At 51.2% G+C, this 25,632-nt stretch carries 22 protein-coding genes and 5 tRNA genes; 14 read left to right on the forward strand and 13 right to left on the reverse strand.

Annotated features, from left to right (window positions below; translation table 11 throughout):
- Positions 1 to 50: 50 nt before the first annotated feature.
- A complete protein-coding gene (gene pgtP / locus ACLJRS_RS18835; protein ID WP_000955739.1) occupies positions 51 to 1,442 on the forward strand; it encodes a phosphoglycerate transporter PgtP in 1,392 nt (463 codons plus the stop codon).
- A 238-nt stretch (positions 1,443 to 1,680) separates the two neighbouring features.
- On the opposite strand, the gene ACLJRS_RS18840 is transcribed toward pgtP, so the two are convergent.
- Positions 1,681 to 1,923 carry a YfdY family protein gene (locus ACLJRS_RS18840; protein WP_000639889.1) on the reverse strand — a complete coding sequence of 81 codons (243 nt, stop codon included), beginning with the start codon at positions 1,921 to 1,923 and terminating at the stop codon, positions 1,681 to 1,683.
- 521 nt (positions 1,924 to 2,444) lie between these two features.
- On the opposite strand from ACLJRS_RS18840, the gene lpxP reads away from it, so the two are divergent.
- Positions 2,445 to 3,365 (forward strand): kdo(2)-lipid IV(A) palmitoleoyltransferase, encoded by a 921-nt coding sequence (lpxP, locus tag ACLJRS_RS18845; protein ID WP_000484429.1) that lies wholly within the window; start codon positions 2,445 to 2,447, stop codon positions 3,363 to 3,365.
- Between the two features lie 402 nt (positions 3,366 to 3,767).
- Positions 3,768 to 3,839, forward strand: a complete 72-nt coding sequence (gene ypdK / locus ACLJRS_RS18850) for a membrane protein YpdK (protein WP_010723117.1) — start codon at positions 3,768 to 3,770, stop codon at positions 3,837 to 3,839.
- Between the two features lie 49 nt (positions 3,840 to 3,888).
- On the opposite strand, the gene alaC is transcribed toward ypdK, so the two are convergent.
- Both alaC and glk read right to left on the reverse strand, forming a co-directional pair.
- Positions 3,889 to 5,127 carry an alanine transaminase gene (alaC, locus tag ACLJRS_RS18855; protein WP_000763116.1) on the reverse strand — a complete coding sequence of 413 codons (1,239 nt, stop codon included), beginning with the start codon at positions 5,125 to 5,127 and terminating at the stop codon, positions 3,889 to 3,891.
- Between the two features lie 720 nt (positions 5,128 to 5,847).
- On the reverse strand, positions 5,848 to 6,813 hold the full coding sequence (gene glk / locus ACLJRS_RS18860; RefSeq protein WP_000170380.1) for a glucokinase: 966 nt from the start codon (positions 6,811 to 6,813) through the stop codon (positions 5,848 to 5,850).
- 203 nt (positions 6,814 to 7,016) lie between these two features.
- Here glk and ACLJRS_RS18865 point away from each other — a divergent pair, with 203 nt between their 5' ends.
- The gene (locus ACLJRS_RS18865; protein ID WP_000468920.1) at positions 7,017 to 8,252 is read left to right on the forward strand and encodes an ion channel protein; all 1,236 of its coding nucleotides are present in this window, start codon (positions 7,017 to 7,019) and stop codon (positions 8,250 to 8,252) included.
- 19 nt (positions 8,253 to 8,271) lie between these two features.
- Here the strand turns inward: ACLJRS_RS18865 and ACLJRS_RS18870 are convergent, their stop codons facing one another.
- A complete protein-coding gene (locus ACLJRS_RS18870) occupies positions 8,272 to 9,924 on the reverse strand; it encodes an alpha-keto acid decarboxylase family protein (RefSeq protein ID WP_001180857.1) in 1,653 nt (550 codons plus the stop codon).
- 179 nt (positions 9,925 to 10,103) lie between these two features.
- Here ACLJRS_RS18870 and mgrA point away from each other — a divergent pair, with 179 nt between their 5' ends.
- Together mgrA and ypeC are read left to right on the forward strand one after the other, a co-directional pair.
- Positions 10,104 to 11,102, forward strand: coding sequence for an L-glyceraldehyde 3-phosphate reductase (gene mgrA / locus ACLJRS_RS18875; protein ID WP_000640285.1), 999 nt, complete (start codon positions 10,104 to 10,106; stop codon positions 11,100 to 11,102).
- Positions 11,103 to 11,215: 113 nt separating this feature from the next.
- Positions 11,216 to 11,542, forward strand: a complete 327-nt coding sequence (ypeC, locus tag ACLJRS_RS18880) for a DUF2502 domain-containing protein YpeC (RefSeq protein ID WP_000490091.1) — start codon at positions 11,216 to 11,218, stop codon at positions 11,540 to 11,542.
- 60 nt (positions 11,543 to 11,602) lie between these two features.
- On the opposite strand, the gene ACLJRS_RS18885 is transcribed toward ypeC, so the two are convergent.
- Positions 11,603 to 12,844 carry an Nramp family divalent metal transporter gene (locus ACLJRS_RS18885; protein WP_000131734.1) on the reverse strand — a complete coding sequence of 414 codons (1,242 nt, stop codon included), beginning with the start codon at positions 12,842 to 12,844 and terminating at the stop codon, positions 11,603 to 11,605.
- A 342-nt stretch (positions 12,845 to 13,186) separates the two neighbouring features.
- Between ACLJRS_RS18885 and nupC the strand changes: the two genes are divergently transcribed.
- Positions 13,187 to 14,389 (forward strand): nucleoside permease NupC, encoded by a 1,203-nt coding sequence (gene nupC / locus ACLJRS_RS18890; RefSeq protein WP_000376347.1) that lies wholly within the window; start codon positions 13,187 to 13,189, stop codon positions 14,387 to 14,389.
- 52 nt (positions 14,390 to 14,441) lie between these two features.
- Here the strand turns inward: nupC and ACLJRS_RS18895 are convergent, their stop codons facing one another.
- Positions 14,442 to 16,631 (reverse strand): sensor domain-containing phosphodiesterase, encoded by a 2,190-nt coding sequence (locus ACLJRS_RS18895; protein WP_001112951.1) that lies wholly within the window; start codon positions 16,629 to 16,631, stop codon positions 14,442 to 14,444.
- Positions 16,632 to 16,821: 190 nt separating this feature from the next.
- Positions 16,822 to 16,897: transfer RNA gene (locus ACLJRS_RS18900), tRNA-Ala, on the reverse strand.
- A gap of 221 nt (positions 16,898 to 17,118) precedes the next feature.
- On the opposite strand from ACLJRS_RS18900, the gene ACLJRS_RS18905 reads away from it, so the two are divergent.
- Both ACLJRS_RS18905 and ACLJRS_RS18910 read left to right on the forward strand, forming a co-directional pair.
- A complete protein-coding gene (locus tag ACLJRS_RS18905) occupies positions 17,119 to 17,481 on the forward strand; it encodes a MerR family transcriptional regulator (protein WP_000472034.1) in 363 nt (120 codons plus the stop codon).
- Position 17,482: 1 nt separating this feature from the next.
- Entirely contained in the window at positions 17,483 to 17,875 is a 393-nt protein-coding gene (locus ACLJRS_RS18910; RefSeq protein WP_000826514.1) for a MerR family transcriptional regulator, read from the forward strand.
- A 53-nt stretch (positions 17,876 to 17,928) separates the two neighbouring features.
- Here ACLJRS_RS18910 and gltX read toward each other — a convergent pair whose 3' ends face one another.
- Positions 17,929 to 19,344, reverse strand: coding sequence for a glutamate--tRNA ligase (gltX, locus tag ACLJRS_RS18915; RefSeq protein ID WP_000695623.1), 1,416 nt, complete (start codon positions 19,342 to 19,344; stop codon positions 17,929 to 17,931).
- A gap of 258 nt (positions 19,345 to 19,602) precedes the next feature.
- Between gltX and ACLJRS_RS18920 the strand changes: the two genes are divergently transcribed.
- The 4 genes from ACLJRS_RS18920 to ACLJRS_RS18935 all read left to right on the forward strand — a co-directional run bounded on the left by ACLJRS_RS18920 (position 19,603) and on the right by ACLJRS_RS18935 (position 19,998).
- A tRNA-Val gene (locus ACLJRS_RS18920) sits at positions 19,603 to 19,678 on the forward strand.
- Positions 19,679 to 19,723: 45 nt separating this feature from the next.
- Positions 19,724 to 19,799, forward strand: a tRNA-Val gene (locus tag ACLJRS_RS18925).
- A gap of 43 nt (positions 19,800 to 19,842) precedes the next feature.
- A tRNA-Val gene (locus ACLJRS_RS18930) sits at positions 19,843 to 19,918 on the forward strand.
- 4 nt (positions 19,919 to 19,922) lie between these two features.
- Positions 19,923 to 19,998: transfer RNA gene (locus ACLJRS_RS18935), tRNA-Lys, on the forward strand.
- Between the two features lie 265 nt (positions 19,999 to 20,263).
- On the opposite strand, the gene ACLJRS_RS18940 is transcribed toward ACLJRS_RS18935, so the two are convergent.
- The 4 genes from ACLJRS_RS18940 to xapA are packed head-to-tail and all read right to left on the reverse strand — an operon-like array spanning position 20,264 to position 23,561.
- Positions 20,264 to 21,148, reverse strand: a complete 885-nt coding sequence (locus tag ACLJRS_RS18940; RefSeq protein ID WP_000438886.1) for a LysR family transcriptional regulator — start codon at positions 21,146 to 21,148, stop codon at positions 20,264 to 20,266.
- A 51-nt stretch (positions 21,149 to 21,199) separates the two neighbouring features.
- Positions 21,200 to 21,358, reverse strand: coding sequence for a XapX domain-containing protein (locus tag ACLJRS_RS18945; RefSeq protein WP_000658727.1), 159 nt, complete (start codon positions 21,356 to 21,358; stop codon positions 21,200 to 21,202).
- A gap of 58 nt (positions 21,359 to 21,416) precedes the next feature.
- Entirely contained in the window at positions 21,417 to 22,673 is a 1,257-nt protein-coding gene (locus tag ACLJRS_RS18950; protein WP_000513241.1) for a nucleoside permease, read from the reverse strand.
- Positions 22,674 to 22,727: 54 nt separating this feature from the next.
- A complete protein-coding gene (gene xapA, locus ACLJRS_RS18955) occupies positions 22,728 to 23,561 on the reverse strand; it encodes a xanthosine phosphorylase (RefSeq protein ID WP_001119750.1) in 834 nt (277 codons plus the stop codon).
- A 255-nt stretch (positions 23,562 to 23,816) separates the two neighbouring features.
- Here xapA and ACLJRS_RS18960 point away from each other — a divergent pair, with 255 nt between their 5' ends.
- Complete coding sequence (locus tag ACLJRS_RS18960) at positions 23,817 to 24,578, forward strand: outer membrane protein (protein ID WP_000722926.1); 762 nt, start codon at positions 23,817 to 23,819, stop codon at positions 24,576 to 24,578.
- 61 nt (positions 24,579 to 24,639) lie between these two features.
- Here ACLJRS_RS18960 and ACLJRS_RS18965 read toward each other — a convergent pair whose 3' ends face one another.
- On the reverse strand, positions 24,640 to 25,566 hold the full coding sequence (locus ACLJRS_RS18965) for a LysR family transcriptional regulator (protein WP_001109832.1): 927 nt from the start codon (positions 25,564 to 25,566) through the stop codon (positions 24,640 to 24,642).
- Between the last annotated feature and the right edge of the window lie 66 nt (positions 25,567 to 25,632).

Consider the following 25,632-nt stretch of genomic DNA (forward strand, 5'->3'; position numbering starts at 1 on the left):
ACCGACAAAACCTCCTGATGTTCATCTCACTATAAAATACAGGTGACTCCATGTTAACAATATTAAAAACAGGGCAATCGGCGCATAAAGTCCCACCGGAAAAAGTCCAGGCTACGTATGGTCGATATCGTATACAGGCATTGTTAAGCGTATTTCTGGGATATCTCGCTTACTATATAGTCAGAAACAATTTCACATTATCGACGCCTTATTTAAAAGAGCAATTGGATCTCAGCGCTACGCAAATCGGCCTGCTGAGTAGCTGTATGCTTATTGCTTACGGAATCAGTAAAGGCGTAATGAGCAGTCTGGCGGATAAAGCCAGCCCAAAAGTCTTCATGGCGTGCGGTCTGGTACTCTGCGCGATTGTTAACGTTGGGCTGGGATTCAGTAGCGCATTCTGGATATTTGCCGCTCTGGTGGTCTTCAATGGCCTTTTTCAGGGCATGGGCGTCGGCCCCTCGTTTATTACTATTGCAAACTGGTTCCCTCGTCGGGAGCGCGGACGCGTAGGCGCCTTCTGGAATATCTCGCATAACGTTGGCGGCGGGATCGTCGCGCCTATCGTCGGTGCGGCTTTTGCGATATTGGGCAACGAACACTGGCAAAGCGCCAGTTATATCGTTCCGGCCTGCGTCGCCGTCATTTTTGCCTTAATTGTTCTGGTCTTGGGAAAAGGTTCGCCACGCGAAGAAGGTCTTCCCTCACTGGAACAGATGATGCCGGAAGAAAAAGTCGTACTGAAAACGAAGAATACGGCAAAAGCGCCGGAAAATATGAGCGCATGGCAAATCTTCTGTACTTATGTGCTGCGCAATAAAAATGCCTGGTATATTTCGCTGGTCGATGTCTTCGTCTATATGGTGCGGTTTGGCATGATTAGCTGGTTGCCTATCTATCTGTTGACAGTAAAACACTTTTCAAAAGAACAGATGAGCGTCGCGTTTCTCTTTTTCGAGTGGGCGGCGATTCCCTCCACGCTACTGGCAGGCTGGCTGTCAGATAAACTGTTTAAGGGCCGCAGAATGCCGTTAGCCATGATTTGCATGGCGCTGATTTTTGTCTGTCTGATCGGATACTGGAAAAGTGAATCTTTGCTGATGGTAACGATTTTCGCCGCCATTGTAGGTTGTCTGATTTACGTCCCACAGTTCCTCGCGTCCGTACAGACAATGGAGATAGTCCCCAGCTTTGCCGTAGGTTCCGCCGTCGGATTACGTGGGTTCATGAGCTATATTTTCGGCGCCTCGTTGGGCACCAGCCTGTTTGGCGTCATGGTGGATAAACTGGGCTGGTACGGCGGATTTTATCTTCTGATGGGCGGCATCGTGTGCTGCATTCTATTCTGTTACCTCTCCCATCGCGGCGCGCTGGAACTGGAACGCCAGCGCCAGAATGCGTTACATAATCAGGACTCACTGCAGCTTGCGGACGCGCAATAAACGATTAGCCTTCCCGGGGAACAGAAGCGCCGACATTGTCGGCGCTATCTATTCGCTGACATCGTGTATACCAAAAATAATTCGAGTTGCTTAAAAGCGGCAAGGGAGTGAGTCCCCGGGAGCATAGATAACGATGTGACTGGGGTGAGCGACGTCCCGTCAGGGCGAGGCCCATGAATGGGCCGAGTAATCCATAGCCAACACATCAGCAACTTGAAGTATGAAGGGTATGTACTGACTAACGCTTACCGTATCCCACCATAAAGCGAATAATTAACCCACATGCCGGTGCGAGAAAAAGCAATAATCCGCTAACGATGTCATCGCCATCCTGCAGCCATACATTGAGTAAATAAATCAGCGCGGCAAGGATAACCATTCCCGTAAAAGAAGAAACCGCAGAAAAAGCCCCCATCACCTGACCGATATAGCCACTCACGGCAAGTATACTTATTGCAAGAAATGTCCATAAATAGATCATCTATAATACTTCCTGTCTATGGCAAGGCTTCCATATAGCCTTACGGTCCCTCTCACTTCTCCTTTAAGATAAACCTTATCAGCCCGTCATTTCCATAACATTTATCTCACATTTTATTTTTTTAATCATTTTTCAATGACCTTCGTCTGAAATAAAATTATCACTGTAAAAACAATGCATTAAAAATAATGATTAGCTTATTTTTGCTACGGGAGAAATATTTACGCTTCTTGATAAAGAATTTCTGGGCGCGAGTAAATAACTGGTGGTACATTAGCCTGCCTGGCGTTCATGCCCTCGTGGTTTAGTACTGACTTAGTTTTACACTCCTTACGGGAACCATTGTCGTACATGATGGCCTAACTATACGTAAATCATTCAAGTTACCCTGATGAGCTTACTCAAGTAAGTGCTTCGGATAAGCGAACGCAACTTGAAGGATGATGCGTATTTCAGAGTGTACCGCTGCGGATAATGACTCTTCTGCGATACATTATTTTCGTATCTACAGAAGGTATTTTATGTTTCCTCAAAGCAAATTTTCACGCGCGTTTTTGCACCCGCGCTACTGGCTGACGTGGTTTGGCGTTGGCGTCCTCTGGTTACTGGTGCAGCTTCCCTACCCGGTTTTGCGTTTTCTGGGCACCCGCACCGGTAAACTGGCGCGCCCCTTCCTGAAGCGACGTGAGTCAATCGCCCAGAAAAATATTGAACTCTGTTTTCCGACCCTCTCCCGGGAAGAAAGGGAAAAACTGATCGCCGAGAATTTCCACTCTCTTGGCATGGCGCTGCTTGAAACGGGCATGGCCTGGTTCTGGCCTGATAACCGGGTTCGCAAATGGTTTGATGTGGACGGGCTGGACAACCTTACCCGTGCGCAGGCGCAAAATCGCGGCGTAATGGTCGTTGGCGTGCATTTTATGTCGCTGGAATTGGGAGGCCGGGTAATGGGTCTCTGCCAGCCGATGATGGCGACCTATCGTCCGCATAACAATCCGCTCATGGAGTGGGTGCAGACGCGCGGTCGTATGCGCTCAAATAAAGCGATGATCGGCAGAAACAATCTGCGCGGCATTGTGGGCGCGCTAAAAAAAGGGGAAGCCGTTTGGTTTGCTCCCGACCAGGACTACGGCCCTAAAGGCAGCTCCTTTGCGCCATTTTTCGCGGTTGAAAACGTCGCCACCACCAACGGCACCTATGTACTGTCCAGGCTGTCCGGCGCCGCCATGTTGACCGTTACAATGGTCAGGAAAACCGATAACTCGGGTTATCGTCTGTATATTACCCCTGAAATGGAAGGTTACCCGGCAGATGAAAATCAAGCCGCTGCCTATATGAATAAAATTATTGAGAAAGAGATCATGCGCGCCCCGGAGCAATATCTCTGGATCCATCGCCGTTTCAAAACTCGCCCGTTGGGGGAAGCGTCACTCTACATCTGAAAAAGGCCGCAAGGCCTTTTATTATGGCATTTCGCATTGCCATAATATTCATATCGTAAATTACTCATTCCTGCTTTTAGCGATAAGTCTCCTGTTTACAGGCGATTTTTTACTGTGTCGGCGGCGTCGCTCAATAGCGATTCATCACTGTCAGAAATTAAACTGTCGCCGATTCCCGACACTTGTAAGTTGCTAAAAGTAAATAAGAAAATGCCTCTTGTTTCACCTCATTTTTAGGCGTACATTAGCGCCGTCTGGAGCGATGACGCGCAGAATTCTGAGGTGATGCAGGCGGTCGAAACACGAATAATTCTCAATTTCGTATTGTCCGGCATCAACTCTCTATAATCAGGTAAGTGTAAGTTCATTTAGGCGTACGACAGGTACGCGGAGAGATGAAACGTGAAATATTTCTTTATGGGCATTTCATTTATGGTCATCGTTTGGGCCGGTACTTTCGCCCTGATGATTTAAAAGTACAATGCAAAGAAAAACAGGAGCCATGGGGCTCCTGTTTGCTTTTCTACTCCGTGCTCGCCTCAATGGGTTTTGGATGTGACGGCAGCACGCCATCGGCGCGGAACATCGCTTTAATCCCTCTGACGGCCTGGCGAATGCGGTCGCGATTCTCTATTAATGCAAAGCGTACATGGGTGTCGCCATAGTCACCAAAGCCTATCCCTGGAGAAACACAAACCTTCGCCTCATTCAGCAGCTTCTTGGCAAACTCAAGTGACCCCATCGCCGCATATTGCTCCGGGATTTTCGCCCAGACGTACATTGAGGCTTTCGGCATTTCAACCATCCAGCCCGCCTCATGCAGTCCCTTCACCAGCACATCGCGACGACGTTTATACTGCTCGGCAATATCGCGCACGCACTGCTGATCGCCTTCCAGAGCGGCGATAGCCGCCACCTGAAGCGGGGTAAAAGTACCATAATCGTGATAACTTTTAATGCGCGCCAGCGCGCTGACCAGGGTTTTATTGCCCACCATAAACCCAATACGCCAGCCCGCCATATTATAGCTTTTCGACAATGTGAAAAATTCGACCGCCACGTCGCGTGCGCCGGGCACCTGCATAATGGATGGCGCTTTCCAGCCGTCGTACACGATATCGGCATACGCCAGATCGTGCACTACCAGCACATCATAACGTTTAGCCAGAGCGACCACTTTTTCAAAAAATTCCAGTTCGACGCACTGGGCCGTAGGGTTAGATGGAAAACCCAAAATCATCATTTTCGGTTTCGGATAACTTTCGCGAATAGCGCGCTCCAGCTCGTTGAAGAAATCCACCCCCTCGACCAATGGAACCGAACGCACCTGCGCCCCGGCGATAACGGCGCCATAGATATGAATCGGGTAACTGGGGTTCGGCACCAGAACCGTATCGCCATGATCCAGCGTCGCCAGCATTAAATGCGCCAGTCCCTCTTTGGAACCGATGGTCACAATCGCTTCGGTTTCCGGATCGATATCGACATCATAACGTTCCTGATACCAGTGAGAAATCGCGCGGCGTAAACGCGGTATGCCGCGAGACGTGGAATAACCGTGCGTATCCGGACGCTGCGCGACGGTGCAAAGTTTTTCGACAATGTGGGGAGGGGTTGCGCCATCAGGATTACCCATACTGAAATCAATAATATCTTCACCGCGCCGACGCGCAGCCATTTTGAGTTCAGCGGTGATGTTAAAAACATAGGGCGGAAGGCGATCGATACGCGTAAAGCGACGTTCAGGGCGGAAGTCAGCCATAATATCCTCAGATTAACGTTAGCGCCCGGACCGTCCGAGCGACGCTGCCACGATGGTGGCTCCTTTAGAAAATAGCCTGAAAATTTTCTTCCTGTCGAGAGGCTAATGAAAATATTTTTAGCGACAAAAAAGAGGAACAAGCGTAAAAACTTACTTTTTAAGCGTGTCAGTTATAGCATCAAACAAATCATATTATTAACAAATTGATATCATTGAATTTACGTAACGTGACGCAGCCGACGATAATTTCCTGTCAATAAACCTTATCTCAAATAATCCCCTTTTGATTTTGTGGTTTTTCCTCTTTAATCAAAAGCCTTACTAACGATAATGGTATTCGATCATGTCATATTGCGGTGTTTTTCAGGGATATTTCCCCGAAAATGAGGATCCTTTCCGGCAAGCTGCCGCGATGAAACCGTAAATAAGGCAGCGAACCGGATACGTATAGTAAAATAAATCCCTGTTTTCGCCTGACTAACCGCCATGACGTGATGACTCAACGCGCTGGTGTTTGACCTTTCGCTCAGCAAGAGTAAAGTGAAATAATTCAGACAGTTGAAGCATTCATGCACAGGAAAGGCAATGAAAAAAACCGCGTGAGGCACGCGGTTTGAGACTGACAAGAGAATGTTTAATTGCCTGATAACGCTGCGCTTATCAGGCCTACAGATGACACACTTTTGTAGGCCGGATAAGGCGTTTATGCCACCATCTGGCTTATAGAATATGACCTAATGTCTGGCGCAGATGCGCGCCGGAACCTAACAAGCCAGGATTATCATGGACAATCAGATAGACCGGAATACCGTGTACATAATCTTTAAAGCGGCCTTTATCTTCAAAGCCACCACGGAAGCCGGACGCTTTAAAAAATTCCAGGAAGCGCGGGACAATACCGCCAGCGATATAAACGCCGCCAAATGTCCCCATGGTTAACGCCAGATCGCCGCCAAATCGCCCCATGATGACGCAAAAGAGCGACAACGCGCGGCGACAATCGATACAGCTATCCGCCAGGGCGCGTTCGGTAATATCTTTCGGGCGCAGATTTTCCGGCAGACGGTTGTCGGACTTAACAATCGCCCGGTAAAGATTCACCAGCCCCGGGCCAGACAGCACGCGCTCGGCGGAAACGTGGCCAATTTCGGCGCGCAATATTTCCAGAATCATAGCTTCTTCTTCGCTATTAGGCGCAAAATCGACATGCCCGCCTTCGCCCGGAAGGCTAATCCAACGCTTATCCACATGCACCAGATGCGCCACGCCCAAGCCGGTTCCCGCGCCGTACACCGCAATAGGTTTGCCGTCTACCGGTTCGCCGCCGCCGAACTGAATTAAATGCTCTTTTTTCAGCATCGGGATCGCCATCGACACGGCGGTGAAATCGTTGATGATTTCCAGATGACTAAAGCCGAGATTTTTTTTCATTTCCGCAATAGAAAAAGCCCAGGTATGGTTAGTCATCGCCACCCAGTCGCCGGTAATCGGGCAGGCTATGGCGATACAACCATCTTCCACGCTGACGCTATGCTCATCGAGATAAACGCGCACCACGGCCTCAAGACTGGGATAATCCAGGCCGGAATACGTTTTGGCCTGCGAGATTTCTCCACTGGCGATATCACACAGGGCAAGACGCGCATTCGTGCCGCCTACATCTCCTACTAAAGCATACTTTGTCATTCTTCTACTGCTCCGCTAAAGTCAAAATAAGTCTTTGTCACACTGTAAATTCATGGGGGCATAACAACAACGGCCATCAGGCTGACTGCCTATAAATATAGATCTTCATCACAGAATTACTTTCTTGTTTCAGCACCAATTGCAGCAATGCCGTCGGGCAGGCTGTGCAAAATAGGTATACGACCCCGTGTAAGGAAGAGATTATGTTCCACCCGCGTGCCCGAACGATGCTGCTGCTGTCGCTCCCCGCGCTGATTATTGGCGTAGCGTCAAGCCTGGTTTTAATCGCTGCGATGAAAGTCGCGTCGGTTTTTCAGCAATTTCTTTGGCAACGACTGCCCACCAGCATCGGCATCGCTTATGATTCGCCGTTCTGGATAGTGGGTATGCTCACGCTAACCGGGATCGTGGTGGGTTTGATTATCCGTTACAGTCCTGGACACGCTGGCCCCGATCCGGCCATCGAACCGTTAATCAGTATGCCGGTCTCGCCATCTGCGCTGCCCGGGCTGCTTCTCGCCTTAATCATCGGCCTTGCTGGTGGGGTAAGTTTGGGGCCAGAGCATCCGATAATGACAATAAATATCGCGCTGGCGGCGGCTTTCGGCTCCCGCCTGTTTCCGCGTATCACGGCGTTAGACTGGACGATTCTGGCCTCAGCGGGCACCATCGGCGCGCTGTTCGGCACGCCCGTCGCCGCAGCGCTGATTTTTTCGCAAACACTTAGCGGCTCTAACGATATTCCCATGTGGGATCGCCTGTTTGCGCCGTTAATGGCGGCAGCGGCGGGGTCACTCACCACCAGCCTGTTCTTTCATCCGCATTTTTCGTTACCCATCGCCCATTACACGCAGATGCGGCTGGTGGACATTGCCAGCGGAGCGATCGTCGCGGCGATCGCCATTGCCGCCGGGATGGTCGCCGTCTGGTGCCTTCCGCGTCTGCACGAGTTGCTGCACCGCCTGAAAAATCCGGTCCTGATTCTCGGCATTGGCGGTTTTATACTGGGCATCCTGGGCGTCATTGGCGGGCCGCTTACCCTGTTTAAAGGACTGGACGAAATGCAACAAATGGCGTTTAGCCAGACGTTGGGCGCGGGAGATTATTTTACCTTAGCCGTCGTCAAACTCGCCGCGCTGGTCATCGCGGCGGCGAGCGGCTTTCGCGGCGGGCGCATTTTTCCGGCTGTGTTTATCGGCGCGGCGCTGGGGCTCATGCTCCATGCCCATGTTGAGGCCGTACCCGCGGCGATTACCGTCTCCTGCGCGATTCTTGGCTTAGTGCTGGTAGTGACGCGCGACGGCTGGCTCAGTCTGTTTATGGCGGCAGTCGTCGTACCGGATACCAATCTGCTGCCGCTGCTCTGCATTGTGATGCTCCCCGCCTGGCTATTGCTGGCGGGAAAACCGTTGCTGGCCGCCAACCGTCACGAACCCTAATCCGGCGCAGCGGGGGCCATTATCCCCCGTTGCGGGCTTCCAGCGCCCGGGTCACGGTACGCAGTAATTCCGGCAGATCGGCTTTTGGCAACATCACTTCAATAAATGACAGACGTTGTGGGCGCGCCAGACGTTCGAGGACCTCTGCCAGTTGGATAGCCTGCGTCACCCGCCAGCACTCCGCCTGTTGCGCCGCGTTTAGCGCCGGTGGTATCTGCGTCCAGTTCCAGCTCGCGATGTCGTTGTACCGCTGGGCCGCGCCGTGAATGGCGCGCTCTACGGTATAGCCGTCATTGTTGAGCAGCAGGATGACCGGCGCCTGCCCGTCGCGTAACATCGAGCCCATCTCCTGAATCGTGAGCTGCGCCGCGCCATCGCCAATAATCAGAATCACCCGCCGATCGGGGCAGGCGGTTTGCGCGCCAAACGCGGCGGGCAAGGAATAGCCGATAGATCCCCACAGCGGCTGTACCACAACTTCCGCGCCGTCAGGAAGCGACAGCGCGGCAGCGCCAAAAGCTGAAGTCCCCTGGTCGACAAGGATAATATCTCCGGGTTTGAGATACTGCTGTAAGGTTTGCCAGAAGCTTTCCTGGGTCAGTTCTCCCTTATCAATCCGCACTGGCTGTCCGGCGGAACGCGTCGGCGGCGGCGCAAAAGCGCATTCCAGGCACAGTTCGCGCAGCGTAGACACCGCCTGCGCCATCGGGAGGTTGAACCAGGTTTCGCCGATGCGCGACGCGTAAGGCTGAATCTCCAGCGTGCGTTCCGCCGGTAATTGTTGGGTGAATCCGGCCGTAAGGGTATCGACAAAACGGGTGCCGACGCAGATAACCCTATCGGCGTCCTCTATGGCCTGACGCACTTCTTTGCTGCTGGCGCCTGCGCTATAGGTGCCAACGAAGTTCGGGTGCTGTTCATCAAAAAGCCCCTTCCCCATCAGTAGTGTGGCATGAGCGATGGGCGTTTCCGCCATCCAGCGTTGCAACAGTGGTCGTAAACCAAAACGCCCGGCAAGAAAGTCGGCCAATAGCGCAATGCGCCGACTGTTCATCAGGCACTGACGGGCGTGGTAACGAAAAGCCGTCTCCACGCCGCTTTGCGCTTCATGCACGGGCAACGCCAGCGCCTGCGTAGGCGGGATGGCCGTTTTTTTCGCCACATCGGCGGGCAACATGATGTATCCTGGCCTGCGTGCGGCAAGCATTTCACCCAACACGCGGTCAATCTCGAAACAGGCGTTCTGTTCATCTAATATTGCGCTGGCAGCGGATATCGCCTGGCTCATGCGATAAAAATGACGAAAATCGCCGTCACCGAGGGTGTGGTGCATCAATTCGCCTCGCTGCTGCGCAGCGCTACAGGGCGCGCCGACGATATGCAAGACCGGGACATATTCCGCGTAACTGCCCGCGATACCGTTAATAGCGCTAAGTTCTCCCACGCCAAAGGTAGTGAGTAGCGCTCCAGCGCCCGACATGCGCGCATAGCCGTCCGCGGCATAAGCGGCGTTCAGCTCATTGGCGCATCCCACCCAACGCAGGGTCGGGTGGTCAATCACATGGTCAAGAAACTGCAAGTTATAATCGCCCGGTACGCCAAAAAGATGGCCAATGCCGCATCCTGCCAGTCTGTCCAGCAAATAGTCGGCCACGGTATAGGGGTTTTGCATGACAGCTTTCCTTCTGACGTTGACATTATGTTGAGTATTAAGGAATGCCGATGGCTGTCCAGCACGGCGGGGATGAAAGCCTGGAAAACAATGTTTACAGCGGCAAACAGTAAAAGCCGGATACCGCCTGGCGAGTGTAACCGTATACACTATTTATTCACGCCACAGGGGGAAAGGTCATGATTTATCAGCCCGATGAGAATCGTTATCACACAATGGAGTATCGTCGCTGCGGGCGCAGCGGCGTCAAACTTCCCGCCATTTCGCTGGGGTTATGGCACAACTTCGGCGATGCGACACGGGTAGAAAATAGCCGGGCGCTGCTGCAACGCGCGTTCGATCTGGGCATTACCCACTTTGATCTCGCCAATAATTATGGGCCGCCGCCGGGCTCCGCAGAATGCAATTTTGGCCGCATTCTGCAGGAAGATTTTTTACCGTGGCGCGATGAGTTAATCATCTCCACCAAAGCGGGCTACACCATGTGGGATGGCCCTTATGGCGACTGGGGTTCACGGAAATACCTTATCGCCAGCCTCGATCAAAGCCTGAAACGTATGGGGCTGGAGTATGTCGATATCTTTTATCACCATCGTCCCGATCCCGAAACGCCGCTTAAAGAGACGATGAAAGCGTTAGATCACCTTGTGCGCCAGGGCAAAGCGTTGTACGTGGGGATCTCTAACTATCCTGCCGATCTGGCCAGACAAGCTATCGATATTCTGGAGGATCTCGGCACGCCTTGCCTGATTCATCAGCCTAAATATTCGCTTTTTGAGCGTTGGGTAGAGGACGGGCTGCTGGCGCTGTTGCAGGAAAAAGGCGTCGGCAGTATTGCCTTCTCGCCGCTGGCGGGCGGGCAGCTCACTGACCGTTATCTGAATGGCATTCCGGAAGATTCCCGCGCGGCGAGCGGAAGCCGTTTCCTTAAACCAGAACAGATTACCGCCGACAAACTGGAAAAAGTTCGCCGGTTGAATGAACTGGCCGCGCGACGGGGCCAAAAATTGTCTCAGATGGCGCTCGCCTGGGTGCTGCGTAACGATAACGTTACCTCGGTACTGATTGGCGCCAGCAAACCGTCGCAAATCGAAGACGCCGTAGGAATGCTGGCCAATCGCCGTTTTTCGGCGGCGGAATGTGCAGAAATTGACGCTATTCTGGAGGGCCGGTTTTAGCAAAAAATGCTCTCCTTCATGATTTAAGAGTTAAGGCGATGAAACAAATCTTTACTGCTTTGTAATATTGCATTAACAGGCCGGCGACGGCTCGATCGTGAAGGAGAGAAAGTATGTTCAGGTCACTGATTCTGGCGGCAGCCTTGCTGGCTTTTACACCGCTTGCCGCGAATGCGGGCGAAATCACCCTGTTGCCCTCAATAAAATTACAGATTGGCGATCGCGATGATTACGGTAACTACTGGGACGGTGGTCGCTGGCGCGACCGGGATTACTGGCACAACCATTATGAATGGCGTAAAAATCGCTGGTGGCGCCATGACAACGGCTATCATCGCGGCTGGGATAAGCGTAAAGCGTATGAACGCGGTTATCGGGAAGGCTGGCGCGATCGCGACGATCATCGCGGGCGAGGCCGGGGTCACAAACATCATCACTAAGCCTCCTGCTGAATAACAGCCCGATGACGCCCACGCATCGGGCCTGCTATCTTTCTGTCTTTATGACAATCCCATTACCGTTCCAACCAGCAACCAGATATTCAGGGCGACGACCAGCACGACAATTATCCAGCCAATCTGTTTTACTCGCCGCGTGTTCACCAGCTCGCCCATTAGCGTAGCGTTACTGGTGAAAATCAGGAGCGGCACCAGCGCCAGCGCAATACCAAAACTCAGCAGCACCTGGCTCATCACCAGAATTCGGGTAGGGTCCAGCCCCATCAAAATCACAATAAATGAGGGCAGCATGGTAATGGTGCGCCGTACCCACAGCGGAATGTGAAAACGGACAAACCCTTGCATCACCACCTGCCCCGCCAGAGTCCCTACCACGGTGGAGGAAAGCCCTGCCGCTACCAGACTAAGACCAAACACCGTTGCCGCCGCATGGCTTAGTAACGGTTCCAGCGTCAGGTATGCCTGATCGAGGTCGGCGATGCCAGTGTGGCCGCTAAAATGAAACGCCGCCGCGGCGGTCGCCATCATTGCCAGATTGACAAAACCGGCAATCGTCATGGCAATAGCGACATCCCATTTCGTTGCTGAGTACCGTTGTTGCCGCGTTCCGCCGTGCAGATGCTGTGTTAATGACGAGTGCAGATAAATCACGTGCGGCATAATCGTCGCGCCAAGCACGCCGGCGGCTAAGAATACGGCTTCCGGGTTCGGTAGCGCCGGGATAACCATTCCTTTGCCGAGCTGCGCCATATCAGGCTGAGAGAAAAACAGTTCCACAATGTAAGCGGCGGCGACAAAAAGCAGTAAACCGCCGATGACTTTTTCAAGCGGTTTTTGACCGCGGCGTTGTAACATTAAAATCAGAAACGTCGCGATACCGGTCAATACCGCGCCCTGTAATAAAGAGACGCCCAGGATCAGCTTAAAACCTATTGCTGCGCCGATAAATTCAGCTAAATCGGTGGCCATCGCGATGATTTCCGCCTGTACCCAGTAAAACCAGACTACCGGGCGCGGATAATGGTCGCGAATTTGCTCCGCCAGGTTCTTGCCCGTGGCGATTCCGAGTTTTGCCGAGAGGATTTGAATCAGCATCGCCATCAGGTTCGCCCAGACCACCACCCAGAGTAGCTGGTAGCCAAAGCTGGCGCCGGCCTGAATATTGGTCGCGAAGTTACCGGGATCGATATAACCAATCGCGGCAATGAACGCAGGTCCCATTAATGCGAGCCTTAGCTTGCGCGCCGCCCGTCCGCTGCTATTCTCTACGCGATTGTCAGTCATCTTTTGCCTCAAAAACATAGCCTTTGCTATGTTTCATGCTATGTTTATTGATAATGATTATCAAGTGCATTTCAATGGGTACGGGTGATTACTTTGATAGTGTGAAACGATAGACCGATACGATGACGACCTGTATCAGAACAGTTTGGCTTAACATTACAAGATTAGCACACTGATATAACTTTTCATTTTCATATTCAGTACAGTAAAAGTGTATTACAGATCACTAATTTTGAATCTCGTCACAGGTCCTTATTATAGTGTGTGTTGGATCTCGTTTTCTTTACGGCTGTTGCATAGAATGTGCACGAAAATTAAACCTGCCTCATATTTGGAGCAAATATGGACCGCGTCCTTCATTTTGTCCTGGCGCTTGCCGTTGTTGCGGTACTCGCACTGCTGGTTAGCAGCGACCGTAAAAAAATTCGCATTCGTTACGTCATTCAGTTACTTGTTATCGAAGTATTACTGGCCTGGTTCTTCCTGAACTCGGATGTTGGCCTTGGCTTCGTAAAAGGTTTCTCCGAGATGTTTGAAAAACTGCTCGGATTTGCCAACGAAGGGACAAACTTCGTCTTTGGCAGTATGAACGATCAAGGTTTGGCGTTCTTCTTCCTGAAAGTATTGTGCCCGATCGTCTTTATTTCCGCGTTGATCGGTATTCTTCAGCATATCCGCGTTCTGCCAGTGGTCATCCGCGCTATTGGTTTTCTGTTGTCCAAAGTAAACGGTATGGGCAAACTGGAGTCTTTTAACGCCGTCAGCTCGCTGATCCTCGGCCAGTCTGAGAACTTTATCGCTTATAAAGATATCCTCGGCAAAATGTCCCGTAACCGCATGTACACCATGGCGGCGACCGCAATGTCTACCGTTTCCATGTCTATCGTGGGCGCGTATATGACCATGCTGGACCCTAAATATGTGGTCGCAGCGCTGGTTCTGAACATGTTCAGCACCTTTATCGTTCTGTCGCTGATCAACCCCTATGTCGTTGATGCCAGCGAAGAAAATATTCAGATGTCGAACCTGCATGAAGGCCAAAGTTTCTTCGAAATGCTGGGCGAGTACATTCTGGCAGGTTTTAAAGTGGCGATTATCGTCGCGGCGATGCTGATCGGTTTCATCGCGCTGATCGCGGCGCTGAACGCGCTGTTCGCAACGGTTACCGGTTGGTTCGGCTACAGCATCTCCTTCCAGGGCATTCTGGGTTACATCTTCTACCCGGTCGCATGGGTAATGGGCGTACCGTCCAGTGAAGCGCTGCAGGTAGGAAGTATCATGGCGACCAAACTGGTTTCCAACGAATTCGTGGCGATGATGGATCTGCAGAAAATCGCCTCTACCCTCTCTCCACGCGCTGAAGGCATTATCTCCGTCTTCCTGGTGTCCTTCGCGAACTTCTCTTCCATCGGTATTATTGCGGGCGCGATTAAAGGCCTGAACGAAGAGCAAGGCAACGTGGTTTCCCGTTTTGGTCTGAAACTGGTTTACGGTTCTACGCTGGTGAGCGTACTGTCCGCCTCTATCGCGGCGCTGGTACTGTAAGTCTGGGTTTAATGTAGAAACCGGGGAGCTATCCCCGGTTTTTTTATGCCGCTTATTTGCCTAACGGGCGCGGGCGGCCAATCAGATATCCCTGCAAACTGTGTACGCCAAGCTGCAATAGCAGATCGCGCTGCGCAGGCGTTTCAACAAACTCAGCCACGACGCTCAACGATTTCGCTTTCGCTAAATCAGTGATGGATTTCACAATCATCGCATCCAGGGAGTCCGTCAGAATATCTTTTACGAAACAACCGTCGATTTTAATGATGTCCGCCTTGAGGCGTTTTAGCCGTTCATAGTTTGCATAACCGGTGCCGAAATCATCAATGGCGATTTTTAGACCAAACTTACGCAGCTGGTTGATATTGTGCATACTGATTTCGGAATGAGAGAAGGCCTGTTCTTCAGTAATTTCGATGATGACCGAAGCAGGCGGGACGCCATAGCGTTTAAAAAGCTGCATAATGCGCGACGCCGTCTCTTTTTGCAGCAGCGTCAGCGGCATCAAATTAACCGAAAAACGCGCCCCCTGCTCCGCCGAAGGATGCGCGGACAACCATTGCAGGAGCGCTTCCATCACCTGCATATCAAACCGTACGCTCAGGTTAAACTGGGCGATAAGCGGAATGAACTGATTCGGCATCATGATACCGTCGTCGCACCGAAGCCGCGTCAGAATCTCGTCATACCCTTTTCCCTGCGCGTCGCGAATGGGTTGCGCATACAAAACCAGCGCGCCACGCTCCAGCGCCTGACGGATTTTCTGCAACCGTAGCACCCGTTCCGTCGTCTGCCCGGAAGCGGCTTCAATACTCTGGGTCAGTGCAAGCACCCGACGATGCGAACAGGATTGCTCCGCCAGCCAGCTTAACTGCCCCAACAGCGGTTGCAAGGTTTCCTGGCGACCATCGAATGTTCCCCACGATGCGCCGTATTCCATGTCCAGACCGGTATTGTTCCAGTAAATTTTGCGGTTATTAAGCACATTAAGCATATATTGCAGGCGGGCTTCCGTCTCCGGTCCCGTCAATACCAGCAATAATTCACTGCCCGGCAGATGGAAAATTTTCTCCTTTTCCAGCAGCAGCGGCTGCAATACGCGAAACACCTCGCGTTCGCAATGCACGCGCATCTGCATACCGTAATGACGGCTCAGAAATTCCAGGTTTTCCATGCGTAGATAACACACGCTTTGCCCGGCATCCTGTAAAAGAAACTGCTCCAGCGCGCGCAGGTTAGGCAGTTGCGTCAACGGATCGGTCAATGCCTGCGAGTGCCATTGTCGATTCAACCATTCGCTGCGTTGATTAATCCGCGCCATGTACAACAAACAAATACTAAAAGAAATGAGAACTGAAAGGATAAATGCCAGCGAATATTCTGAGCCCACGCCCTGCAGAAAATTGCGGTTATAGCTAAGCAGGAATAGCGCAGTGAGAGCCCAACTAAAATTCAACAGCGGATAGCTGATTTTCCCCACGCCGATGGTAAATCCAATGAACAGGACTGGCACCAGATAGCCAGCAATATACTTTGTCTCGAAAGGCGTACACAGCACCGCTAATAGCGTCGCCAGAGTGGCAAACCAGAGAAGCGTAAACAGGCGTTTTTCTTTGGCGAGATAAGGAGCGATATCCCTCCGCCAGAAAATACGAATATAGTGCGGGCTGACTATCATCCGCAGCGGATAATAGAAAAAGAGGGTAAAAATAAGCGCGGCAGAAATCAGACTCAATAAATCAACAATCGAGAAAATAGCGGTGCCGGTGCCAAAGAAGGTAGAGATGGTCACCGGGAAAGCCAGGTAGTGCCCCGCCAGATGCATACTGATTTTTATGCCAAACGGCGTCATTAACCCTAACCAGAAAACGCGTAGCCAGATGCCTTGGTTGGGTATTCCGTAGCGCCAGCGCGCGCCCAGCTGCCAGCGTACGATAGCGCAAACCAGCAACACGGGAAACGTCTGGCAAAATAGCAGCACCATCGCCTGTGGCAGAGGTAAATGAAAATTCCATTCATTAGTCAACATCATTCCGCTTACCATCGGCGCGACGCCACGGCGGCCAAATAAGAACAGCACGGAAAACATGACGCAGAGCGGTAGCCAGGCCAGAAAGATATAGCTGGAATCAATTGTGGCGCGGGGAGAAATGAGACGAGATAGCAGAATAGCCGGAACGGTCAGGCAGAAGGCCAGTAAGAATATTTTTATATTTTTTAATACGTTACACTTATCCGGCATTGCTTTAATGCTCACATCATTATATAAGGCGCATGAATAATAAGTATATTCGCATTATGAAGCAATCTAACAAAAGCTCATATTGACCGCAAAAGCAGCGGCAAACAAACGCACCTGAAGAGCAGCTCAGACGCCATAAATTTTGTGACAAAAAGCAAAAACCCCCGCTTTTCAGCGAGGGTTTGAATGTTGGTGGAGCTAAGCGGGATCGAACCGCTGACCTCTTGCATGCCATGCAAGCGCTCTCCCAGCTGAGCTATAGCCCCACTACGTAAAGCTTGTCGAGTTGACGGGCGGCATCATATGAATTCCCTCGGCATGTGTCAACGGCAAAATGAACTTGCCGAATTCAATCGCTGAAAAAGCATTCAAATAAAGGACATTGCGGCACAACTCGCATTCAGTAGTTAAACACGTCACGGTTTCGACTAAAATGGTGCTATAAAATGAACCACTAATTAACCCCACGACTATTCAGGGAATCGTTATGTTCAAGGAACGGATGACGCCAGAAGAACTCGCTAATCTCACCGGTTACAGCCGACAAACCATCAATAAATGGGTACGGAAAGAAGGCTGGGCAACATCGCCCAAACCTGGCGTCCAGGGCGGTAAAGCCCGTCTGGTTCATGTAAACGAACAGGTTCGTGAATATATCCGCAGCGCTGAACGTTCAGTTGACCATCACGCAGACACATTCACGCCTGCCAGCAACGCATCGCTTGAAGCGCTGCTCATGACGCTCGCCAAAGAGATGACCTCATCCGAGCAGAAACAGTTTACCTCTCTCCTCGTGCGTGAAGGGATTACCGGTTTGTTACAACGCTTAGGGATACGCGATAGCAAATAATATGAAAAGATTACGCAGTAAAATGACCACTGAAGAGCTGGCTGAATGCCTCGGCGTGGCCAGACAAACCGTCAATCGCTGGATCAGAGAACAACACTGGAAAACCGAAAAATTTCCCGGCGTCAAAGGCGGACGCGCAAGACTCATCCATATTGATGCCAGCGTGCGGGAGTTTATTCTCAATATTCCGGCTTTTCGCAAACTGCCTGCGTTTTATCAGGCGGAAGAGGCTTTCGCAGAATATGCGAACGCGGCGCACAGTCACGCTTATCGACAAATTATTGATGCCGTTGAAAATATGTCTGCTCAGGAACAGGAAAAACTGGCGCTGTTTTTATCGCGGGAAGGTATTCGCGGATTTCTGACGCGTTTAGGTATCAATGAGGCGGACTAACAAAGAATAAACGGCAGGCGTCTGCCCTGCCGTTTATTCTGTTTCAGCTGGCGTTACTGCTGACTTTCACGCTCGGCGATAAAGCCCAGCGCTTTGTTGATACGCTCAATGCTGCGGGTTTTACCAATCGCATGTACGGTGACATCCAGCGCAGGCGACTGCCCGGCACCGGTCACAGCCACACGCAGCGGCATCCCTACTTTACCCATCCCCACTTCCAGCTCATCCGCCGTTGCCTGAATCGCGTGGTGGACGTTTTCTGCTGACCAGTCCGTAATCGCCGACAGCTTGTCGCGCACCACTTCCAGCGGCTGACGCGCCACCGGGCGGAGGTGTTTTTTCGCCGCATCGGCGTCAAACTCACTGAAGTCTTCATAGAAGTAGCGGCAGCTCTGCGCCATCTCTTTCAGAGTTTTGCAGCGCTCACCCAGCAACTTCACCAGTTCAGCAAGCTGCGGGCCGTTACGGGTGTCGATATTTTCCTGCTCGATATGCCACTGCAAATGCGTCGCCACATATTCCGGCGCCAGCGTATTGATATAGTGGTGGTTCAGCCACAGCAGTTTATCGGTGTTGAACGCGCTCGCAGACTTGCTCACCGCACCGAGGGAGAACAGCTTGATCATCTCTTCGCGGGTGAAGATTTCCTGATCGCCGCTGGACCAGCCCAGACGCACCAGATAGTTCAGCAACGCTTCCGGCAGATAACCGTCATCGCGATACTGCATCACGCTCACCGCACCGTGGCGTTTAGACAGCTTTTTACCGTCGTCGCCGTTAATCATCGACACATGCGCGTACATCGGCACCGGCGCGTTTAACGCTTTCAGAATGTTAATCTGGCGCGGAGTATTGTTGATATGGTCTTCGCCACGAATCACATGGGTAATTTCCATATCCCAGTCGTCCACCACCACACAGAAGTTGTAGGTTGGGGAACCGTCGGTACGACGAATGATCAGATCGTCCAGCTCCTGATTGCTGAATTCGATCGGCCCACGGATCTGATCATCAAAAATAACGGAACCGTCCTGCGGGTTGGCAAAGCGCACCACGCATGGCTCATCGTCGGCATGATGTTCGTGACTGTGACGGCAACGCCCGTCATAACGCGGCTTCTCGCCTTTCGCCATCTGATCTTCACGCAGTTGCTCCAGACGCTCTTTAGAGCAGTAGCATTTATAGGCTGTTCCCGCCTCCAGCATCTCGTCAATCACCGCGTTATAGCGATCAAAACGTTTGGTCTGGAAATATGGGCCTTCGTCCCATTCCAGGTTCAGCCAGTTCATACCATCCATGATGGCTTCAATGGCTTCCGGCGTGGAACGCTCAAGATCGGTGTCTTCAATACGCAGCACGAACTCACCGCCGTGGTGACGTGCGAAAAGCCAGGAATAAAGAGCAGTACGCGCGCCGCCGACGTGCAGATAACCTGTCGGGCTAGGCGCGAAGCGAGTTTTGATTTTCATGAAATGGCCTTACGTTTATAAAGATGCCGACAACCGGCAAATCCTGGAAAGATGAATAGCCTTGTATTCTATCACTGTGGCTTGATTCCTCAATGTTGATCCGGTCAGAACGCTGCGCTTTGCTATTTCCGTATAGAAATCATGCAGTGCGGGGTAATTCACGATCGTTTTGTTTAATTTTACGACGAACAAACAAAAACTTTAGAAAATGCGTTGACTCATTTTCAACTCTCCCTATAATGCGACTCCACACAGCGGGGGTGATTAGCTCAGCTGGGAGAGCACCTCCCTTACAAGGAGGGGGTCGGCGGTTCGATCCCGTCATCACCCACCAACTACTTTATGTAGTCTCCGCCGTGTAGATAAGAAATTGAGAAGTGGGTGATTAGCTCAGCTGGGAGAGCACCTCCCTTACAAGGAGGGGGTCGGCGGTTCGATCCCGTCATCACCCACCACTTTCTCACCAGCTAAATTTCTTATTGTGTGAAGTACCGAAGTGGGTGATTAGCTCAGCTGGGAGAGCACCTCCCTTACAAGGAGGGGGTCGGCGGTTCGATCCCGTCATCACCCACCACTTCGGGTCGTTAGCTCAGTTGGTAGAGCAGTTGACTTTTAATCAATTGGTCGCAGGTTCGAATCCTGCACGACCCACCAATGTAAAAAAGCGCCCTAAAGGCGCTTTTTTGCTATCTGCGATATGGAAGATTCGAACCTGCAGCAGGTTCGGGTCTTGCCTGATGCGCTGCGCTTATCAGGCCTACAGACGACACCGCACGCGTAGGCCGGATAAGACGTTAATCGCCATCCGGCACAGACGACACCGCACACGTAGGCCGGATAAGACGTTAGTCGCCATCCGGCACAGACGACACCGCACACGTAGGCCGGATAAGACGTTAATCGCCATCCGGCACAGACATCATACCGTCAACGCCGCCACCAGTTTCTCCAGTGCTGGCGTTGCCTGCTGCTGGTCATACACAATATACAAATCCGCCGGAATACGTTCCTCTAACGGACGGAACACCACACCCGGCCAGCTCATTTGCGCATAGCCATCAGCCATCAACGTAATCCCGATCCCCATACTGATCATCGCCAACACCGTTTGCGGCTCAACCACTTCCCGAATAATCATTGGCGAGAAACCCGCCTGTTGGCATACACGTTGTAAAAATCCCCAATCAGAATGTACGGAAGGCAACGTAACAAAATATTCATTGCGCAACGCCGACAGCGGCACAGAATCTCTGGATGCCAGATCGTGATCTTCCGGAACTGCAACCATGAATGCAGATTCATGCAAACGTATGCTGGTAAAACCGACTGCTGGTTCGATAGCCATACGCCAGATCCCTGCATCAAGTTCCCGACGCTCTAACAACGCCATTTGCATACCTGGAGACTTTTCGCGAAAAAGTACTTCAACATTGGGATTTGCTTTCAAAAAGTGACGCATCGCAGGACGCATTCTTCCCCACAGCGCCGTACCAACCACACCCAGTTCAATGCGCCCCGCTTCACCGCGACCAATCTGCTCCACTCGCGCCAGCGCCTGATTTGCATTGGCTAACAAGCGACGAGACTCTTCCATCAAAACTTTCCCGGCATGGGTTAATGCAACGCTGCGGGAATGACGGATAAACAGCAATGTACCCAGTTGCTGTTCAAGTTCTTTGATATGGATACTCAAGGGAGGTTGTGACATATTTAACCGGGCAGCAGCCCGGCCAAAATGCAATTCTTCTGCAACAGCGAGGAAATAACGTAATAGCTTTAGATCAATACGATGGGCTCGTTCCATCACTATCGCACTCCAGCAATAAAGGATAACGTCTGGAATTTACCATATTACCTAGTAAAAAATAGATTTAACGACAAGATACCCAATATACATAAATACAATAGATAATACCCCGGGTAAAACATTTGGTGCGGGAATAGGTATACGGCATAAAGTAAAAAATGCGCCAATACCAAATCCAATACCGGAGGAGAGAATAATTTCTTTCATACTGTGTCCTTGTTCATAAAAATGGACTGGCGAACATCCTCTCGCCAGTCAAATAAAATTAATGTGCTAATGATTTGGTCGACAGTTTTTCTGGATGGTGCTGATATTTAAAGAACAATGCAAAAATAACGGCCAATGCCAGAGCGTAGGCGGCAAAAACCAGCCAAATGGTTTGCCAATCTTTTACACCATCAATAGAAAAATAATCCACGGCCATACCGCTTAAAAGAGACCCAATCCACGCCCCCACGCCGTTAACCATGGTCATAAATAGCCCCTGCGCGCTGGCGCGAATACTTGAGTCCACCTCCTGCTCTACAAATACTGACCCTGAGATGTTGAAGAAATCAAATGCGCAGCCATAAACAATCATCGACAGCAGCAGTAGCACAAAGCCAAACGGGGATGGATCGCCAAAGGCAAAGAAGCCGAAACGCAGCGTCCACGCCAGCATACTCATCAGCATTACCGTTTTAATACCAAAGCGTTTAAGGAAGAACGGAATGGTGAGGATAAAGCCCACTTCCGCCATCTGCGAAACTGAAAGCAAGATAGAGGGATACTTCACCACAAAGCTGTCGGCAAACTCAGGATTACGGGCAAAATCATGCAGGAACGGATTACCGAAGACATTGGTAATTTGCAGCACCGCCCCCAACATCATCGCAAACAAAAAGAAGATTGCCATGCGTGGATTTTTAAACAGAACAAAAGCATCCAGTCCGAGCTTACTGGCAAGCGTGGTGTTCGCCTTCTTCTCGGCTACCGGAATTTTCGGTAACGTCAGCGCATACAGGGCCAGCAATAACGATGCGCCAGAAGCGATGTATAATTGCGCACTGCTCAGTTCCAGCCCCATCAGGCTCACCGTCCACATCGCAACAATAAAACCTATTGTGCCGAAAACGCGCACAGGCGGAAATGACGTTACCGGATCCTGACCTGCTTTCGCCAGACAGGAGTACGAAACGCTATTGGATAATGCAATCGTTGGCATATACGCCATCGCATTAACCAACATCACCCAGAACATCGTCTGGGGATCGGTAACGGTGGTGGCGTACAATAACGCCCCCGCGCAAACCAGATGGCAAAGCATGTAGGCTCGCTCAGCGCGCAGCCATTTATCAGCAATGATCCCCATAATGCCCGGCATGATAATCGCTGCCAGTCCTTTTGAGCTGTAGACCATACCGACATTCGCGCCGGTAAAATCCAGAGTGTTGATCATGTAAGAGCCCAGGGTAACCAGCCAGCTCCCCCAGATAAAATATTGCAAGAACGACATGACTTTTAAGCGGGACGTAATACCCATTTTTTATTCCTTGCCGTGAGATAAAGCCCCAATACGGGGCCGTAGTCATTGTGTTTAGGCCAGCTTACGTAAAAAGCCGCAAATCAGATTTATAAAGTTCTGCCGGGAAAGTTCAGCCGCCGCCAGCGTTTGCGCATGGGAGAGTTTTACATCGCCCAGCCCTTCCGCCAGATTGGTGATCGCTGAGACGGCAACAACTTTGAGGCCACAATGACGTGCGCTAATCACCTCAGGGACAACGGACATTCCGACCACATCGCCGCCAATAATCTGCATCATGCGGATTTCTGCCGCCGTTTCGAAGTTCGGACCCGGATAAGAAACAAATACGCCTTCAGTGAGGGTGAATCCCTCCTCTGCCGCAACGGACTGAAGCATGGCGCGATAATCTGCGTCATAAGCATTAGCCAGCGAGAAGAAGCGATCGCCATAACGATCATCGTTTGGCCCCACCATCGGCGTACCGGGCATCGTATTAATGTGATCGCTAAGCGCAACCAGGCTACCCGGCCCCACTTCCGGACGCAGAGATCCTGCCGCATTGGTGCAGAACAACACTTCACAGCCCAGTAATTTCAACGTGCGAATGGCATCGGTCATCACCGCCATTCCACGCCCTTCATAAAAATGTCCGCGGCCTTTCATACAGGCCACCGGAACACCCGCCAGATGGCCGAGCACCAGTTCACCAGCATGGCCGTGTACGGTGCTGACGGGAAATCCCGGCAATTTCTCGTAAGAAATGGCTACCGCATCTTCGATTTGATCCGCCAGAGCACCCAACCCGGAGCCTAAAATAAACGCGACGCGCGGGGTAAATGCCGGTTTATGTGCATGAATAATATCAATACAATACTCAGGATTATGAGAAAAAAGAGCGTGAGGCATAAGTTTCCTTGTTCTATCGGATTTAATTTGACTCCTTTTTATAACGACCATCGCCCCTTGCTGACCAATACACTTTTCACGTGTCATCAATAGCCATTTAATATCGATAGATTTAGATCGCTTCTGTATTAATACAGAGGGAAAACAGTATTGGTTTTTGCTTGCACTTCATATTAACAATATGCCGCTTTCATATTTATAAATTGCCTCTTTTTAATTAACCCATTAATAATTATCGGCATAGGGAAATATGCTATGAAAAAAATTCTTACTCTGACGCTTTCTTCTTTACTCATTATTCCCGCACTCACCCATGCGGAATTTAAAGGCGGGTTCGCCGATATCGGCCTCCATTACCTCGACTGGACATCAGACACCACGGAAAAAACCAGTAAAAAATCCCATAAAGATGATTTTGGGTACCTGGAACTGGAAGGCGGAGCGAATTTTAGCTGGGGAGAAATGTACGGGTTCTTCGACTGGGAAAATTTTTACAATGGCCGCCACGCTAAACCAGGCAGCGAACAGCGTTACACCTTTAAAAATACCAACCGTATTTATCTGGGCGATACAGGATTAAACCTCTATCTCCATGCCTACGGGACGTACGGTTCACCTCATCGCGCTAATTTCCATGATGACATGTTTCTCTATGGTTTAGGCTATAACTTCACAGGTAACGGTTACTGGTTTAAACCCTTCTTTGCCAAACGTTATACCGATCAGACCTACTACACAGGCGATAATGGTTATGTATTAGGTTGGGTGGCCGGCTATAGCTTCTCGTTGGGTAGTGAGAAATTCAGCGTAACGAACTGGAATGAGTATGAGTTTGACCGCGATGCGTCCTACGCTGCGGGCAATGGCGGGAAAGATGGCATTAATGGCGCAGTAGCGCTGTGGTGGAATGCGACTCCTCACCTGACCGCAGGAGTACAATATCGTTACGCTGATAATAAGTTAGGAGAATCCTTCCTGCAGGATGGCATTATTTATTCCATCAAATACCTGTTTTAACACACTGCCCTGTCAAAAATGGCAGGGCAAGACCGCACCTCACACACGGACAGATAGATATTTATAGCTGATACAGCGGATCTTTCACCCTCGCGGCGGTTAATTCGCTGGCCTGAGTACGCACCACGTCCCACAACGCCTGCGCCGCCGTGGAGAGCGATCGGTTTTTTCGCCGCGCCAGCATGAGCTGCCTTTCAACTACGGGCGTCAGCCGTTTAACCTGTAAGTGGCTGCCCTGCGGGAGCGGTAACGCCAGCGCGGGCAGCACGCTGATGCCGATTCCCGCTTCCACCATTGGAAACAGCGTGGCCGGGTGACCAATCTCCTGCACGATATCCGCCTCAATAGCAAAATGGGCCAGCGCCGCATCAATCAGCGGTCGACTGCCGGAAGCATAATCCTGTAAGACCAGCGAGGCCTGTTTAAGATCCTGCCAGCTCACCCATTCCTGATGCGCCAGCGGATGATCCTGGCGACACAACAGTAAAAAAGGCTCTGATAAGATGGCTTCACACTGTAAATCCACCGCTGCGCCGGGATCGATAACGATGCCAAAATCCACTTCACCCTGGCGGATGCTCTCCAGCACCCACTGCTGCGGACGATCGTGCAATACAAAATCAATAGCGGGATAAAGTGAATTACTTTGGGCAATGCATTGCGGAATAAGATGCGCAGAAATGGTTTGGCTCGCGGCAACGCGCACGGTGCCGGTTAATTGTGTCCCTACTCTGCCTGCATCGCGCAGTATGCTGTTCAGTTCATCAAGCACCCGCTCCAGACGCGTCGCCAGTTGTTGCCCCGCCTCGGTCAGCACCACCTCACGCGTAGTGCGATCCAACAGTCTGACGCCGGTTTGCCGCTCCAGCTCTTTTACGCTATGACTGACCGCAGACTGGCTCAGTCCAATCCTGTCCCCTGCCCGACTGAAACTTTTGGCCTGGGCGACGGTAATAAAAATACGCAGTTGACGCAGTGAATAGTTCATCGACTAGATTCATATATAGATGCAATAAATCAATTTTATTTCTCAAAGCGAAAAACGCAAAATAGC

The sequence above is a fragment of the Salmonella sp. SAL00670 genome (assembly GCF_046552235.1).
GTDB classification, from domain to species: Bacteria; Pseudomonadota; Gammaproteobacteria; order Enterobacterales; family Enterobacteriaceae; genus Salmonella; species Salmonella enterica.